The 17,411-nt window shown below is 36.4% G+C and carries 11 protein-coding genes and 2 pseudogenes; 2 read left to right on the top strand and 11 right to left on the bottom strand.

Features of this window, described 5'->3' with window-relative positions; genetic code table 11:
- Window positions 1–52: 52 nt before the first annotated feature.
- Complete coding sequence (locus TEPIDINF_RS04545; RefSeq protein WP_421691426.1) at window positions 53–1,216, bottom strand: THUMP domain-containing class I SAM-dependent RNA methyltransferase; 1,164 nt, start codon at window positions 1,214–1,216, stop codon at window positions 53–55.
- Window positions 1,217–1,545: 329 nt separating this feature from the next.
- On the opposite strand from TEPIDINF_RS04545, the gene cspD reads away from it, so the two are divergent.
- Window positions 1,546–1,743: a cold-shock protein CspD gene (gene cspD, locus TEPIDINF_RS04550; RefSeq protein WP_068724189.1), complete on the top strand. Its 198-nt coding sequence runs from the start codon at window positions 1,546–1,548 to the stop codon at window positions 1,741–1,743.
- A gap of 92 nt (window positions 1,744–1,835) precedes the next feature.
- Here cspD and mutM read toward each other — a convergent pair whose 3' ends face one another.
- The 9 genes and pseudogenes from mutM to aceB all read right to left on the bottom strand — a co-directional run bounded on the left by mutM (window position 1,836) and on the right by aceB (window position 15,771).
- Entirely contained in the window at window positions 1,836–2,645 is an 810-nt protein-coding gene (gene mutM, locus TEPIDINF_RS04555; RefSeq protein ID WP_069800098.1) for a bifunctional DNA-formamidopyrimidine glycosylase/DNA-(apurinic or apyrimidinic site) lyase, read from the bottom strand.
- A gap of 36 nt (window positions 2,646–2,681) precedes the next feature.
- On the bottom strand, window positions 2,682–4,652 hold the full coding sequence (locus TEPIDINF_RS04560) for a glycoside hydrolase family 13 protein (RefSeq protein ID WP_069800100.1): 1,971 nt from the start codon (window positions 4,650–4,652) through the stop codon (window positions 2,682–2,684).
- Between the two features lie 27 nt (window positions 4,653–4,679).
- Window positions 4,680–7,109: a glycogen/starch/alpha-glucan phosphorylase gene (locus TEPIDINF_RS04565; protein WP_069800102.1), complete on the bottom strand. Its 2,430-nt coding sequence runs from the start codon at window positions 7,107–7,109 to the stop codon at window positions 4,680–4,682.
- 11 nt (window positions 7,110–7,120) lie between these two features.
- On the bottom strand, window positions 7,121–8,527 hold the full coding sequence (glgA, locus tag TEPIDINF_RS04570; protein ID WP_069800103.1) for a glycogen synthase GlgA: 1,407 nt from the start codon (window positions 8,525–8,527) through the stop codon (window positions 7,121–7,123).
- Window positions 8,528–8,546: 19 nt separating this feature from the next.
- Window positions 8,547–9,641 (bottom strand): glucose-1-phosphate adenylyltransferase subunit GlgD, encoded by a 1,095-nt coding sequence (gene glgD / locus TEPIDINF_RS04575; protein WP_069800105.1) that lies wholly within the window; start codon window positions 9,639–9,641, stop codon window positions 8,547–8,549.
- Window positions 9,642–9,662: 21 nt separating this feature from the next.
- Entirely contained in the window at window positions 9,663–10,829 is a 1,167-nt protein-coding gene (locus TEPIDINF_RS04580) for a glucose-1-phosphate adenylyltransferase (RefSeq protein ID WP_069800107.1), read from the bottom strand.
- Window positions 10,723–12,719 (bottom strand): annotated as a pseudogene (glgB, locus tag TEPIDINF_RS04585) (1,4-alpha-glucan branching protein GlgB). The gene TEPIDINF_RS04580 and the pseudogene glgB overlap by 107 nt, the downstream one beginning before the upstream one ends.
- Before the next feature lie 170 nt (window positions 12,720–12,889).
- On the bottom strand, window positions 12,890–14,176 hold the full coding sequence (gene aceA / locus TEPIDINF_RS04590) for an isocitrate lyase (RefSeq protein ID WP_068724200.1): 1,287 nt from the start codon (window positions 14,174–14,176) through the stop codon (window positions 12,890–12,892).
- Window positions 14,177–14,193: 17 nt separating this feature from the next.
- Complete coding sequence (gene aceB, locus TEPIDINF_RS04595; protein ID WP_421691427.1) at window positions 14,194–15,771, bottom strand: malate synthase A; 1,578 nt, start codon at window positions 15,769–15,771, stop codon at window positions 14,194–14,196.
- A gap of 430 nt (window positions 15,772–16,201) precedes the next feature.
- On the opposite strand from aceB, the pseudogene TEPIDINF_RS04600 reads away from it, so the two are divergent.
- Window positions 16,202–17,029: pseudogene (locus TEPIDINF_RS04600) on the top strand (transposase); the annotation flags it as partial.
- 22 nt (window positions 17,030–17,051) lie between these two features.
- Here the strand turns inward: TEPIDINF_RS04600 and TEPIDINF_RS04605 are convergent.
- Window positions 17,052–17,411: integrase core domain-containing protein (locus TEPIDINF_RS04605; protein WP_421691428.1), on the bottom strand; the 360-nt coding region annotated here is incomplete at its 5' end.

The raw sequence follows: 17,411 nt of genomic DNA on the forward strand, positions 1-17,411 counted from the left end.
ACTTGTAACTTTTATCACTCTTATGTACTCTTACATTATACAATAATCACGATTATACGTGGTTTGATTCCCCATCAGAATCTTTTTTCTTTCGTGGACGTGGGCCAAAGTACTGATAATAGTCAACTTTTAAATTCCCATTGTATAGTTTTCTTTTTTTCGTTGCGGGCTTTCCAAACAACGTTTCAAACTTTTCATAGGAAGTCAAGATATAATAGGACCATGTATCCAGTTTAGTAAAAACTCTCCCCATGTCTATGTATAATTGCTCAACTTCTCGCCGATCACTTAAACGCTCCCCATAAGGAGGATTGCAGATAATGGCTCCATATTTTTGCTCACTCATTATTTGTCTTACATCCATGCGCTGAAAATGAATCTGTTCATCTACTCCTGCTTCATATGCATTTCTTTTAGCCACTTTCAAAATTTTCCCATCTATATCGCTACCGAGAATCTCTAAAGGGCGATCATATTGTGCCAAATCATGGGTTTCTGCCCTAGCTTGCCGCCAGATGTCTCGGGGAATAATAGGCCAGCTTTCTGAAACAAATTCACGATTCATACCTGGGGCAATATTCTGACCAATTAAAGCTGCTTCAATAGGAATGGTACCTGACCCGCAAAAGGGGTCAATTAAGGGTAAATCAGGATTCCATTTTGTAATTTGGATCAATGCGGCAGCCATGGTTTCTTTCAATGGTGCTGCTCCAATCCAATCTCGATATCCTCTTTTATGCAATCCAGGACCAGACGTATCGATCGTTAGGGTTGCAATATCCTTTAATAAGGCAACTTCCACCTTAAATATAGGCCCATTTTCCTCAAACCACTCCACTTTATATGTTTTTTTCAGGCTTTCAACGATTGCTTTTTTAGTGATGGCTTGTACATCTGGCACACTAAAGAGTTTGGATTTTACAGATTTTCCTTCAACAGGAAATTGTCCGTTTTTCGGAATCCAATCCGCCCAAGGAAGAGACTTTGTTTTCTCAAACAATTCTTCAAATGTCGTTACTTTAAATTCACCGATCTTTAATCGGATACGATCGGAGGTACGCAACCAAAGATTAGTCTTAGCTATTGCTGATAAATCGGTGGTAAATTCAACCTTGCCATTATCTACTTTGACTTCATATCCTAACTTTTTGACTTCGTCTGCTACAACAGCTTCAAGTCCAAAGGTGGAGGTAGCTATTAAGTTCACTTTCTGCATCGTAAAAAAACTCCTTTCACTATTGGAAAGTTTACCCTTTTTTCTGATTGAAATCCAGTGTTTAATTATTTATAGAATCATAAAAAAATTTTTCTAAAAATATTTTACAACAGGAACTTTTTAGTATATAATTTAAATTGACCATTGAACTTAAAAGAATAGTTTAGGATTGAGTAATAAATCGTAACTTCATTAGAAGCGGAGCGAATTTTTTTACGATTCCTACGCTTTTATGAATTACGATTTTTTGTTTTTCCAAAATATTTTTTGAGAACGTGGTTAAATTAATTTTATACAATGTGTATAAGGAAGACTTAGGAGGTTTCACAATGCAAGGTAAAGTAAAATGGTTTAATTCAGAAAAAGGTTTTGGATTCATCGAAGTTGATGGCGGAGACGATGTATTCGTTCACTTCTCAGCAATTCAAGGTGACGGTTTCAAAACATTAGAAGAAGGACAAAAAGTTACATTTGATATCGTTGAAGGTAACCGTGGTCCTCAAGCTGCTAACGTTATTAAGCTATAATTCTTATAGAATATAGAAAATATCAGAAGCGAAAGTCTCTCTTACAACAGAGAGACTTTTTTTTTGACCAAATATAACCTTTGTGTGTTAAATTAGTGCTGGCAAACGTTACAAAAGAATGTTTTTCTTGAAGAGACTTCTTCTCTAAGGATTGGATTCCCACAGCGAACACACGGCTCTTCTTCCCGATCGTATACTTTACATCTTGGATCAAATTGTCCTGTGATTTGATCGCCAACGTAAAGGGGATTTTCCATATACCCTCCATAAGCGATCGCTTCTTGTAATACTTCACGTATTCCTTTGAATAGCTTTGATCTTTCTTCTATTGAAAGGTCTTGTATCTGTCTCATAGGCTTGATTTCTGCTGAAAAGCAAATTTCATCAGAATAGCAATTTCCGATACCAGAGATAAAGTGTTGATCCACTAATGAAGTTTTTAAGATACCTCTCTTTTTTTCAATATGTTGAAGAAACTTAGCCTCTGTAAAATCAGAGGCTAAAGGTTCAGGTCCTAATTTTTGTAAGACTTGATTAGCCTCCTCAAAATTTAATAGGTGTAAATACCCTAATCTTAGGCCAATAAAATAAAGATGATGATCTCCAAAGGAAAGACGTACCTGAATAGTTCTTTTCGGTTTTTCTGCTTCTGTTCCATAAAACATCCATCCTCCTAACATAAGGTGTAATAGAAGAACTTTGTTATCGTTTAAATGGAATAGGAGATGTTTAGCACTCCGTTCAATTCTAATCACCTGTTTCCCTTTTACCTCTTCGATAAACTTCACAACGGGTATATTAATGGATTTGGCCCGATTCACTTCGACATTGGTAATTGGTTTTCCGATGATTTTTTCTGTAAGCAATCTTTTATAGGTTTCCATTTCTGGTAGTTCTGGCATACTCATCCCTCATTCATTCAATGTTATTTCTTAATATTATTTACTTTGAATGAGTACTTTACCCTTTAATGGTTGTAAAGAGAGATGTATGATGCCATCATCAATCTTAATCTCTTGCCCTTGCAATAGGTCATAGAGAGAACAGGCCAACCAAGAGTTTTGCTCAGAACAAGTAGAAGGATCAACGAAAGAAGCCAAATTGATTTTGATATCTCTGATTTCGAAAAGGTTTTGGTTAAAGATAACTATCGCTAACTGATGCCCATTCCCCTTCCCCTCACCAAATACATCTTTACCATTTTCAAAGAATCGAAGATAACCGAATACGTCAGGATTTTGGTAGATCGGTGTCCATTGACCTGTCTTAAATACGTCATATTGATGACGATATTGGGTAATAGTTTGATACCATCTAAGTAGTCCAACGTTTTCTTTTCCCCACGGGTAGGTGGCTCGATTTATTGGCTCTTCTCTTCCCTCTAAGCCTACCTCGTCTCCATATAGAATAGTTGGCACACCAGGAAAGGTTATTTGCCATAAGGAGATAAGCTTTAATCGTTTAATCGCTAATTCTTTTTTTTCAGAAATAGAAAGATTTGCTGGTAAGTGATCTTGCAGCAGAGTGAGGATTCGTGGGGTATCATGACTGCCAATGATATTCATTAAACTATAGAAATGGTGTATGGGATAGTTTTCATATAAGCTCATTAAAGCTTGTTTCGTCTGTTGTGAATCTTTTAAGCCTAATATAAATTGAATCATGATGTTTCTTAGAGGATAATTGGTAACAGAATCTAATTCCTCTCCATAAAGGTATTGACGTCTTTTTTCATAACTAATTTTATTTGCTGCATCTTCCCACACTTCGCCAATTAACACAGAGTCAGGGTCAATTTCTTTCATTGTTTGATAAAAATGTTGAATAAATTCATCTGGAAGTTCATCGGCAACATCTAAACGCCACCCTTTTATTCCCATACGTTGCCAGTATTTTAAAACACTATTTTGATCATCAATGATGAAATTTAAATAGGAAGGGTCTAATTCATTCACATTGGGAAGAACTTCAATACCCCACCAGCTTTCATAAGAATGAGGATACTCTTTAAAACGATACCATGAGTAGTAGGGAGAATCTTTGGATTGATAGGCTCCCAAAGAAGGATAATTCCCTTTTTTATTAAAATAGAGGCTGTCACTTCCTGTATGACTAAATACCCCATCTAAAATGATTGAGATGCCCATTTGTTTAGCTTCTTCACATAGTTGCTGAAAGTCTTCTAAATCTCCATACATTGGATCGATCTTATGGTAATCTCCAGTATCGTATTTGTGGTTACTTGGGGATTCAAAAATTGGATTGAAATAGATAACATTGATACCTAATTGATTTAAGTAAGGTAGTTTTTTCTTAACCCCTAACAAGTTTCCGCCAAAAAAATCCCACCTCACTACTTTCCCTTTTTCATCCTTGATATAGATCGGGGTATTTTCCCAATGAGAATGAATTAAGCTATTCTTTTTAGGGTTTAGAATTTTCCCTTCTGGATGGCCATTACAAAAACGATCGACAAATATTTGGTAGATGATCGCTTCTTTAAACCATTGTGGTGGAACAAACTTTTGGGAATAGACCGTGATCTGATACGCTGGCGGAATCTCCTGAGTGATTTCCCCGATTCCCCCGTAATGGTTTTTATTATTTCCATAATAAAAAGTTTTCCCTTCTACTAAAACGCGAAAATGGTACCAAAGAAGTCCAGGTTGTTCAGGTGTTTTTATTTTTCCTTGATACCATCGATTATTTGCATTCGTCTGAATAAGGTTCATCAATTGTACCTTCATTTTTTTTTCTGATTCTTGCCAAACGTAAAGGATTACTTCATCAGGTTTTACAGAACTATTGATCCTCAAATGCAAAATAATTTCTTTGTTACAAGCTACAGCACCAAATGGTTTCCGATAAGATGGATGATAAGAATGATGATAGATCCATTCTTCTGCCAAGGTTTCACCCCCAGTCTTCCTATCTAGCTATGGTCGAATCATGACCCGATGGATTCCCCAAATTCCTGAGGAGTATTCAGAAATGGTTCGATCAGATGCGAATTTACCTGAGTGAGCGATATTGATGATACTTTTTTTCATCCAACTGCTTCTACTTTTATATGCCTGATCTATCTTTTTTTGTATTTCGGCATAGGAAGAAAAATCTTTTAAGACAAAAAATTCATCATGATCAAGTAGGCTGTAATAAATGGGTTTAAAGTCTACATCTCCTTTTGCAAAAAATCCATTGATCATTTGCTCAAAAATGGTACGAATCCGCTGATCCTGATTATATAAATCACGGGCCTGATAGTCTCTAAATTGATAATGACGTAAGACATCATTTGGCTTCAACCCAAACATAAAAATATTCTCATCACCTACTTCTTCCTTCATCTCTATGTTGGCTCCGTCATACGTGCCAAGAGTAATGGCCCCATTCATCATAAACTTCATATTCCCTGTTCCTGAAGCTTCTTTACTCGCTGTTGAAATTTGTTCACTGATATCTGCAGCAGGAATCACTTTTTCTGCTAAAGATACACCATAGTTTTCAAGAAAAACCACCTTGATTTTATCGTTCACCCTTCGATCTTGATTCACCACATCTGCCACACTATTGATCAATTTAATTACGTTTTTAGCTAAATGATAGCTTGGAGCTGCTTTTCCTCCAAAGATAAATGTCCTAGGGTGTATAGAAAGGTTAGGATTTTCTTGTAAGCGATTGTATAGGTCAATGACATGAAAGATATTAAGGAGTTGGCGTTTATACGCATGCATTCGTTTGATCTGCACATCAAAGATAGAGGTAGGATCGACAACTAATCCAGATTTTTCTTTAATCCAATTGGCTAGGTGTTGTTTGTTCCTTTGTTTGATAGAAAAAACTTGTTCTTGAAAAGACTCATCTAATACGAAACGAAGAAGATAAATTAAATCAGTAGGATGTTCAATCCAACTACGTCCTATTCGTTTCGTAATGGATTCTGCTAAGAAGGGATTAGCGATTAGTAGCCATCGACGATGGGAAATCCCGTTTGTCTTATTATTAAATTTGTAAGGTGTATGATGATAAAATTTGTCCATTACTTGTTTTTTTAATATCTCTGTATGAACCTTCGAAACCCCATTTACGCTATAGCTGCCTACAATTGCGAGATGGCCCATCTTTACAAAACCGTCAGCAAGGATCGCCATTTGATGAATTCTTTCCCAATCTTCGGGATACTTGTTCCATAGCTCATGACAATAGCGCTGGTTGATTTCTTCAATAATCATATAGATTCTTGGTAACAAAGTTTTAAAAAGCTCAATCGGCCATTTTTCTAATGCTTCAGAAAGGGTTGTATGATTGGTATAAGAGATCGTATTTGTGGTGATATGCCATGCTTCATCCCAACCTAGTCCTTCACCATCCATCAGAATTCTCATCAATTCTGGAATGGCAAGAACTGGATGCGTGTCATTAATATGGATGGCAATCTTATTGGGTAGATCTACTAAATGATGATGCTTATTTTTAAATCTACGAATAATACTTTGTATTCCAGCGGAGACCATAAAATATTGTTGTTTTAAACGAAGAATTTTCCCTTCAACAAAGGTATCATCAGGATAAAGGTATTCAGAGATCGCTTCTGTTGATCGCTTGTAATCAATCATTTTATGATAGTCTTTGTGATTGAGTAAGTGAAAATCAAAATCTTTAATTGCTGATTCAGCACTCCATAATCGTAATGTGTTCACTGTATTATTATTATAGCCAACAATAGGAATGTCATATGGAACTGCTAGGACAGGTTCATATTGTTGATGGTGAAAAATAAGTCTTCCGTCTTTTTCTTCAGCCCAAACCTTTCCTCCAAACCGGACTTCTACTGCTCTGTCAAACTTGCGTATTTCCCAAACATTTCCTTCCCGTAACCAAAAATCAGGTAATTCTACTTGATACCCATCTACGATTTTTTGTTCAAATAGGCCATATTGATAACGGATTCCACAACCATGACCAGGTAATTGTAGTGATGCTAAGGAGTCTAAGAAATCAGCGGCTAGTCTTCCTAGTCCTCCATTTCCTAATCCTGGCTCAGGTTCTTCTTTTTCTAAAGTTTCTAGGTCAATGTCTAATTCCTCAAGTCCTTGTTTACAAACTTCACGAATTCCTAAATGTATTAAATTGCTCTTTAGAAGTTTCCCGATTAAGAATTCCATAGAAAAATAGTAAACTTGTTTATCACATTTTTCCCTATATTGTGTATTTGTTGCGATCAAGTTTTTACTAATATATTCTCGAACCATACTACCTAATGTTTTATATTTATCCGAATCAGTTGCATCTTCTAAGGTTTTGCCATGCATGTTTTCTAATCTTTCCAGAAATGCATGCTTAAAGACCTCTTTATTTGTAAACATTTTTTCAACCCCTATCTCTGAAGCACAAGTTGATATAAACTTACATATTCTTCTGCCGACTTCTTCCAAGTGAAATCAGAAGCCTTTATGTTCTCTTTAATCTTATTCCAAAGTGGTGGTTGATGATAAATAGAAAGAGCTCGTTTAATGGTATAAAGCATATCGTGAGCATTATAATGGGTAAAGCTAAAACCGTTTCCCTCCCCATTATATTCATTAAAGGATTGAACAGTATCTTTAAGTCCACCAGTTTCCCTTACAATGGGTATCGCACCATAATGAAGAGCAATGAGTTGGCTTAAGCCACAAGGTTCGAATAATGAAGGCATTAAAAATAAATCGGATGCGGCATAAATCATATGAGAAAAGGGTTCATCAAAGGTAATATGGACAGAAAGTTTTTTAGGGTAACGGTTGGAAGCTTCGAGAAAGATTTGCTCGTATTTCTGCTCCCCTGTGCCTAATACGACAAACTGGAGATTCTGTTGAAGTATTTCATCCAAAACATGGACGACTAGGTCTATCCCTTTTTGAGAGACAAGTCTAGAAATGAGTGAAATCATTGGAATATGGGGATCTGTAGGTAAACGTAACATCTCTTGTAATTTGACTTTGTTTTCTTGTTTGCTTTGTTGTCGAGGGAAACGCTCTACATCTATTCCATTGATGATGCCATATAGATCCTGGTTTCTATTTCGCAAAAGTCCATCTAGCCCCTCGCCAAAAAAAGGATATTGAATTTCTTTTGCATAGGTTTCACTAACGGTAGTAATCAAATTGGCATAATTAAGGCCAGCCTTCATAAAGTTTACTCTTCCGTAATATTCAATTCCATCAACGCTAAATTCAGGGTCTGATGGATCAATATCCAATAAATCTTTTAAGATATCCTGTTGAAAAATTCCTTGATATTTTAAATTGTGGATGGTAAATATCGTACGAATCTTCATGTAATCATCATGGTTTACATAGTGAGTTTTTAAAAATAAAGGAATTAACGCAGTTTGCCAATCGTTGAGATGTAAAATCTCAGGTTGAAATTGAAGGTATGGTAAAGATTCTAAAACAGCTTGACTAAAAAAAGTAAATCGTTCTGCTTCATCAAAGGAATCACCATATCCATATATGCTCTCACGGTAAAAATAATTCTGGTTATCAATAAAATAAAAAGGAACGCCATCCTCTTCAAGATGTTCAATTCCACAATAAAGATTTCGCCATCCTAATTGAAGATTAAAATGAGTAAGATGGATCATTTTTTCTCTGTAATGATTAGGAATTGCCTTATATTTTGGTAGGATTACCCTTGCATCTATTCCTAGTTTTCTTAGTTCTTTAGGGAGGGAGCCGATTACATCTGCCAAACCACCTGTTTTAATAAAGGGAACACATTCGGAAGCGATAAATAATACCTTCATCTTTATCAACCTTTCTTCTTTAAACGGTCATCCTTTTTCCAACCACGATTGGAGATTCCACGTTTCCTTTTAAATGTTGCCCCATTGTTACCCTTACTTCTTTGTCCAAAATAACATTTTCTAACCTAGCATTTTCGCCAATTTCACACTTTTGTAGAATAATACTATTTTTGATCTGAGCGCCTTTATGAACTTTTACACCTCTAAACAAAATGCTATTTTCAATTGTTCCTTCAATGACACAACCATTGGCGACGATCGTATTAGTTACGTTAGACTCTCTAAGGTATTTGGTTGGAGGTTCATTTTTTACTTTTGTACTAATTTGATGCGGTTCAAAGAACAGACTTTTCCATAACTGTGGATTTAATAGATCCATATTACGTTGATGGTAGGTCTGAATTGAATCAATATTTGCTAAATATCCTTGATAAGGATAACCATATACCTGTAATTGAGATAAATTTCGGCCAATTCCATCAATTATTAGATGGTAAAGCCCTTTCTCTATGTTAGATTTAATAAGGTCTAAAAGAAGGGATTTTTCTAGGATTATTACTTCCATAAATACTTTATTAGAGGGTTCAAAGGAAAGTAGGCGGTTCTGTTCATTGACTTGAATCCTTCTGCAATTCTTAAATTCGTCGATCTCATTTTCTATTTCTTTATACAGAATCGTTATATCTGCTCCTACTTTTTGATGAAATTCAAATGCAGAACGATAATCCATATTAAAAATAAGATGGCCATTGGAAAGCAAGACGTAGTCTTGCTTTCCACGATAAAAGTAATCTAAGTGTTCGTAAAAATATTGTAAATCTCCCTTCAACTGATCTGATAATTGATTAAAGGGTGGCAGCAGATATAAGCCACCCCGATTTCGATCTAAATCCCAGTCCTTTCCTTTTCCTAAATGGTCCATGAGTGCGCGATACTTGCCCTTTGTAAATATAGCTACATCATTTATTCCCGAATTAACCATATTAGATAAAGGAAAATCAATGAGACGATAGCGCCCACCAAAAGGCACTGCAGATAAATGGCGATGTAAGGTAAGTTCTTTTAACCCTTCTTTTTCGTCAACTAAGTTAATAACTCCCATGACATTTTCCATTCTTATTTCTCCTTCTTTCACTTAATAGTTGGAACTTACCAGTTTTTCATTTATTTTATTATAAATAATCGTTTGTTCCTCAATTAAGGTAATGTCACCGTTTATCGTTCCAATGTTGGAGCCTGCTTTAATGATCGTTCCTTCACCAATAATTGACTTTTGAATCACTACATTGCCCTCAATGATCACATTTGGCATGATCACTGAGTCTTTGATGATACTTCCTTTCCCCACCTGAACACCATGAAAAAGTACAGAATGTTCGATCTGACCATAAATTGAACAACCTTCATTGATTAGGGAACAATGGACTTGAGCGTTTGGAGCAATATATTGAGGGGGTTGGTAAGAATTGACTGAATAAATTCGCCATTGGTAATCGTATAAATCTAGTTCGGGTTGATCCTTAATCAAATCCATATTAGCCTTCCACAAACTCTCGATGGTTCCAACATCCCGCCAATACCCTTTATAAGGATATGCAAACATCTTCCGACCTTCTTTAAGCATCATTGGAATCACATCTTTACCAAAATCATGAGTAGAACCATGGAGCTGTTCATCTTTTAATAAAGCTTCTTTCAATACATTCCAATTGAAAATATAAATGCCCATAGAGGCTAAATTATTTTTGGGAACTTGTGGTTTTTCTTCAAATTCTGTAATCCTTAGTTGCCTATCTGTATTCATAATGCCAAATCGACTTGCTTCGTCCCAAGGTACTTCGATTACGGCAATCGTTGCATCTGCACCTTTTTCAATATGATTCTTTAACATATGTTGGTAATTCATTTTGTAGATATGGTCACCGGAAAGAATGAGAACATATTCAGATTGAAATTGATCAATATAGGCTATATTTTGATAGATAGAATTAGCTGTCCCTTTATACCACTTAGCTCCATTCTTTTCCATATAAGGTGGAAGCACTGTAACCCCACCATCTCTCCGATCCAGATCCCATGAACTTCCGATTCCAATATAGGAATGTAATACGAGGGGTTCATATTGGGTAAGCACACCAACTGTATCGATTCCAGAGTTTGCACAATTACTTAAAGCAAAATCAATGATGCGATATTTACCTCCAAACAAAACGGCAGGTTTGGCCAGATTTTTTGTTAATAGTCCTAATCTTTTTCCTTCGCCCCCGGCTAGAAGCATTGCAATACACTCTTTTTTTCGCATCATTCATTCCCCTTTTCCCTTCCAAATTTATTCGTTTAAACATCACTGTTGCCAGTGGTGGAATTTTTATCACTAAATGATAAGGTTGGTTATGCCACTTTTCTTTTACTGCCTGTATAGGTTTAAAATTACCCTTACCAGAGCCACCATATTTATCATCATCACTATTCCATACCTCAACATACTCACCGAGATGTGGAACTCCAATTCGGTAATGATCATAATAGGATGGTGTAAAATTACAAACAATGATCAATTCAATTTGAGCTTGATCTTTACGCATAAAGGTAATGATACTTTGATTGGTATCATGGGGATCAATCCACTCAAAACCCATTGGATGATGATCAAGCTGCCAAAGGATTGGTTCTTCTTTGTAAAAATGGTTTAAATCTTTTACATATTGCTTTAATTTACAATGTAGATCGTAGTCAATTAGATTCCAATCCACTTCAGTTTCATCTTTCCACTCATCAAACTGACCTAGTTCACCCCCCATAAAGAGAAGCTTTTTCCCAGGATGAGCGATCATATAGCCATAAAACAATCTTAATCCTGCAAATTTCTGCCAATAATCGCCAAATATTTTATTCAGCATAGATCTTTTCCCATGTACCACTTCGTCGTGTGATAAAGGAAGAACAAAATTTTCTGAAAAGGTATAAAAAAATGAGAAGGTTAATAAATGATGATGGTACTTACGATAAATAGGATCAAGTTCCATATACTTTAGCATGTCATTCATCCAACCCATATTCCATTTAAAGTTAAACCCTAATCCACCAAGATAGGTTGGTGAGGTCACTAATGGCCAGGAAGTCGATTCTTCAGCAATCATCAATGCATTTGGATAATAACGAAACACAACTTCATTCAGCTTTTTTAAAAAAGCTATAGCTTCCAGATTTTCTCTTCCTCCATATTGGTTTGGTTCCCATTCCCCATCTCTTTTACCAAAATCCAAATAGAGCATACTAGCTACAGCATCAACTCTTAGTCCATCAATATGAAAGATGTCCAGCAAAAATATTGCATTTGAGATCAGAAAGCTTTGTACTTCAGGTTTTCCAAGGTCAAAGCCTAAAGTCCCCCAATCCGTTTTTTCTGCTCTATTAGGATTTTCATACTCATATAAGGGGGTTCCATCAAATCTCATAAGTCCATGTTCATCTTTGCAAAAATGACCTGGCACCCAATCAAGGATCACCCCAATTCCTTTTTGATGACACTGATCTACAAAATACATAAAATCATGAGGTGTACCAAATCGACTCGTGATAGAGTAATAACCGGTTCCTTGATAGCCCCATGAGCGATCAAATGGGTGCTCATTCAGTGGTAAAATTTCAATATGGGTATAGCCCATATCAACTACATAAGATATCAATTCATTTGCTAATTCTCGATAGGTATAAAAACTGCCATCCTTTTTTTTTTCCAAGATCCAAAGTGTACCTCATAAATATTAAGGGGATTGTTGTACACACTTTTTATTTGAGTTTGCCAATCTTGATCATGCCATATATAGCCATGCAAATCATAAATAATAGATGCAGTATTGGGTCGTAATTCTGAATAAAAAGCATAGGGATCTGCTTTAAGAAGGGTTTTCCCTTGATCCGTTTTAATCTCGTATTTGTATAATGTACCTTCCCCTAGCTCTGGAATAAACAATTCCCAGATACCTGTGTCTTTCACCCTCTTCATTCGATGAGCGTTCCCATTCCATTGGTTAAAATCCCCAACTACACTTACAGCTCTTGCATGTGGTGCCCAAATAGAGAATCTAACGCTTATTCTTCCTTCTTGTTCTTTTCGGTGAGCTCCTAATAACTGATAACTGTGAAATAGGTTCCCTTCATGAAAAAGATAGAGATCGTGTTCGGTCATTTATTTCAACCCTTTCAGCTCATTTTCATAGTAACGAGGTGCAGTGCTAGATTTATGTTTACAGAATTTATGAATATGATAATAAGACAATAAATAGAACCTATTAGATTTTTAAACACAAAAAAACCTCTACTGGAAATATCCGTAGAGGTGTATGGGGCTGGGGTTTGTTATATTGAAAGCGTAAATTGCGCTTCTTCTGTTGAACCTTTTAAAGCAGCTGTTGATGCCTTTCCGCTAGTAATAGTCATTGTTACTTCATCAAAGTAACCTGCCCCAACTTCCCTTTGATGACGAGTTGCGGTGTATCCATGTCGTTCGCTCTCGAATTCTTTTTGTTGAAAATCTGAGTAGGCAGCCATTCCTCGTTCTCTATAATCTCGTGCTAATTCAAACATACTATGATTTAAAGAGTGGAAACCTGCGAGTGTCACAAATTGAAATTTATAACCCATTTTCCCAAGCTCATCTTGGAACTCGGCAATCGTCTTTTCATCTAATTTCATTTTCCAATTAAATGAAGGGGAACAATTATAAGCTAATAGCTTATTTGGATATTTTTCGTGGATCGCCTCAGCAAAACGCCTTGCCTCTTCAACATTTGGTTCAGCTGTTTCTACCCATACTAAATCAGCATAAGGAGCAAAAGCTAATCCTCTAGCAATTGCCATCTCTAGTCCACCAGTAATTCGGTAAAAACCTTCTTCTGTTCTTTCCCCTGTAATAAAATGCTGATCCTGATCATCGATGTCACTAGTAATGAGTTGTGCTCCATTTGCATCTGTCCTTGCTATAATCACCGTGGGTACCCCCATGATATCGGCAGCTAATCTCGCTGATATTAAATTACGAATAGCCGTTTGCGTAGGAACAAGGACTTTGCCACCCATGTGACCGCATTTCTTCTCAGATGATAATTGATCTTCAAGGTGAACACCTGCAGCACCTGCTTCTATCATCGCCTTTGTTAATTCAAAGACATTTAAATGGCCACCAAAGCCTGACTCTGCATCTGCAACGATCGGAGCATACCAATCAATCCCATCTTTTCCCTCCGAATGATAAATTTGATCTGCTCTTTGAAAAGCTTGATTGATTCGCTTTACAACATGGGGTACACTATTCGCAGGATATAAACTTTGGTCAGGATACATCTGTCCGCTTAGGTTGGCATCTGCAGCCACTTGCCATCCACTTAAATAAATCGCTTGTAAACCCGCTTTAACCTGTTGTACTGCCTGATTTCCCGTTAAAGCTCCTAAAGCTTTAATATGATCTTTAGCATGTAGTAAATTCCATAACCGTTCCGCACCTCGTTTTGCTAAAGTATATTCAATCTGTACTGATCCTCTTAACCGAATCACATCTTTCGCTGTATAAGTTCTTGTTATTCCTTGCCATCTAGGATCTTCTTGCCAACTTTTTTGTAATTGATTGATTTCCTCCAGATTTCTCATTGTTCCCATCCTCTTTTCTATAAGTAATGATAACCAGGTATTGTTAAAAATTCTACAAATTCATGACTTAGTGATAAATGTTTAAACAAATCACTTGCTAACTGATATTTCCCTATTTCATATTGATCATGGCCAACCATGATCTTAATTTTTTCTAATTCTTCTTCAAGGAATTGGTCGAACAACTGCACGTTCACTTTTCTTCCATCATGCAAGATTCCATTCGGATTGTGAAGCCATTGCCAAACCTGTGCTCGGGAAATTTCTGCTGTTGCAGCATCTTCCATCAAATGATAAATTGGGACAGCCCCTTTTCCGCGTAACCAAGATTCAAGGTATTGGACACCGACACTAATATTGGTTCGTAGTCCCTGTTCAGTAATATGGCCTTCTGGCACTTGAAGAAGATCTTCAGCTGTGATTTGGATATCCTCTAATTTCTTTTCAATTTGATTAGGTTGAGGCATGAAGTGATTAAACACCTCTAGTGCAACTGGAACTAATCCTGGATGGGCTACCCATGTTCCATCATGACCATCTCTTGCCTCTCGTTCTTTATCTATACGAACTTTCGCAAATGCATCTTCATTGATTTGAGGGTTATCTTTCACTGGAATATTGGCTGCCATTCCCCCGATGGCATGAGCATTACGACGGTGGCTAGTTTTAATAGCTAGTAATGAATAGGAACGCATAAAAGGAACTGTCATGGTGACAACACTACGATCTGGTAGAATAAAGTCTGGTTTGTTGCGAAATTTCTTGATAAAGCTAAAAATATAATCCCATCTACCACAGTTAAGACCAGCAGAATGTTCTCGTAATTCATATAAGATTTCATCCATTTCAAACGCAGCAAAAATCGTTTCGATCAGTACAGTTGCTTTGATCGTTCCCAACGGAATTCCCAACTCTCGTTGTGAAAAAATGAACACATCATTCCAAAGACGTGCTTCTAAATGGCTCTCAAGTTTAGGTAGATAAAAATAGGGGCCACTCCCATTAGCGATCAATTGTTTGGCATTATGAAAAAAATAAAGACCAAAATCAAATAAACTAGCTGAGATCGGTTTGCCATCGAATAATACATGTTTTTCTTCAAGGTGCCATCCTCTTGGGCGAACAAATAACGTAGCAACTTTTTCGTTTAATTGATAATGTTTACCATCTGGGCTGTCATACGTGATCGTACGGTTAATCGCATCTCGAAGATTCACTTGTCCTTGTATCATGTTATTCCAACTGGGAGAATTGGCATCTTCAAAATCTGCCATAAAGACATTCGCACCTGAGTTCAATGCATTGATCATCATTTTACGATCAACTGGTCCAGTAATTTCTACCCGACGATCTTGAAGATGATCTGGTACAAGTGCAATCGTCCAATCACTATTACGAATCGATTCTGTTTCTGGTAGAAATGCAGGCATTACACCATTGTTAATTTGCTCCTGTCTTTCTTCTCTTCTCCGTAAAAGCTTTTCTCTTCTAGCTGCAAATTGTTGCACCAATAATTCAACAAAATCAAGTGCTTCCTCTGTTAAAATTTGTGTAAAATCTGGACTGATTTCTCCAATCACTTGAAGCTTTGTCATTTTTGATAATCTCCTCTCTGTTATATTTGTTATATTACAATAGATCATTATGTTAGTGTTATTATATAACAGATAAAACAAAAAAGGAACAATTTATTTCTAAATTTTTAGATAATATTTTATGAACTAAAAAGACTCAAAGCACATATACGCTTTGAGTCACTTTTGTGGCTTTCAAACTGTACCCACTAAACCATTTATCTATAAAGGATAAGAAAACGAATGTAATAGCTAATGGGTAAATTGCGATAAGTAAAGTACAAATAACATCAAATAACGGAAAATTAAATGCAATATGCAAAAGAATCAATTTCATATTTGAAAAGCCTTAACCCGTAAGGGTTTAAATGTATAAAAAAAAGGAGTACCTCCCCAAAATCTCGAATTAAATAAGTACGAACAAATTTTAAGAGATTGGAGGTGACTCCCTATGCCTATTATACGTCAAGGAGGTCTATTTGGACTACAAGAATTATATGATTTAGAACCTACCCATCGGCTTGATGCAATTTTTTCAACAATTGATATAGAACCAATTTTAACTGTTCTTTCAAAAAGATCTCGAGTTGGTTCACCTGTAAAGCTCAATTATGTTGGAATGATCTACTCATTAGTGGCTAGAATTACTGAACGCATCCCAACCATAAAAGATCTTGTAAAGCGGCTAAAAAACGATTTTGTATTTCGTTTGGATTGCGGATTTTTATTTTCCGATTGGATTCCTTCGGAATCTTCCTATTCAAGAATGATTAAAAAAATTGTTAAAAGTAATGTGATGGAACGTGTAGAGGAAACGCTTCTAACTCAAGCGATTACTGAAGGCTTTATTAATGATAACACCGTAGCTATTGATGCAACTCATATTGAAGCAAGGGATCATGCACCATTTAAAGAAAAGGATTCAATAGTTCCATCTAAAAAACGCGGGCGCAAATCAAAAGAAGAAAAAGAAAAATGGCTACAAGAAAAAGCCGATAAAGAAGCAAATCTTTCTTTGTACGAAAAAACCATTGAAGCACAATTAGACGCATCTATTAATGAGCTTCGTTCCCTTATTCCAATAGATCCTAAATGGGGAATCAAAAAAAATAGCGAAGGTAAGAACGTATTTTGGTTTGGATATAAAGGGCATCTTGCTGTGGACTTGAGTCAATATCTTGGACACAAAAAAGTTAAGTTTTTTGTAAGTCACTTGTCGGCGGTTTTGAGTATCTCCGTTTTGCCTCTAATCCGACAAGGTCTTGCTCTGCCATGTATCTCAGCTGAAAGATATAGTATGCCTAAGCCGTTGATTTCAATTGATCTTCCACCGCTTGAGGTGTCCTATATCCGAGACTCCCGTGAATTCGTTTCCGATTATACCAGCCTTCGATATATTGGAACAAAGCGAGTTTAGCAGACTGGTAATCAAGATACTGAACATGATTGACTTCCTCCTTCTTTAGGATGGCGTGGAATGATTCTATGCAAGCATTGTCATAAGGACAACCTTTGCGGCTGAATGACTGTGTAATGCCTTGAGACTTAGCATATTGTTCAAATGCTTCACTCGTATATTGTGTTCCTAAATCGGTGTGAAGAATAAGTCCATCCTTGGGCTGTTGTGTATCACAAGCATTGGCTAGGGCTTTGATCACGAG

The organism is Tepidibacillus infernus (assembly GCF_048898065.1).
Classification (GTDB): Bacteria; Bacillota; Bacilli; order Tepidibacillales; family Tepidibacillaceae; genus Tepidibacillus_B; species Tepidibacillus_B infernus.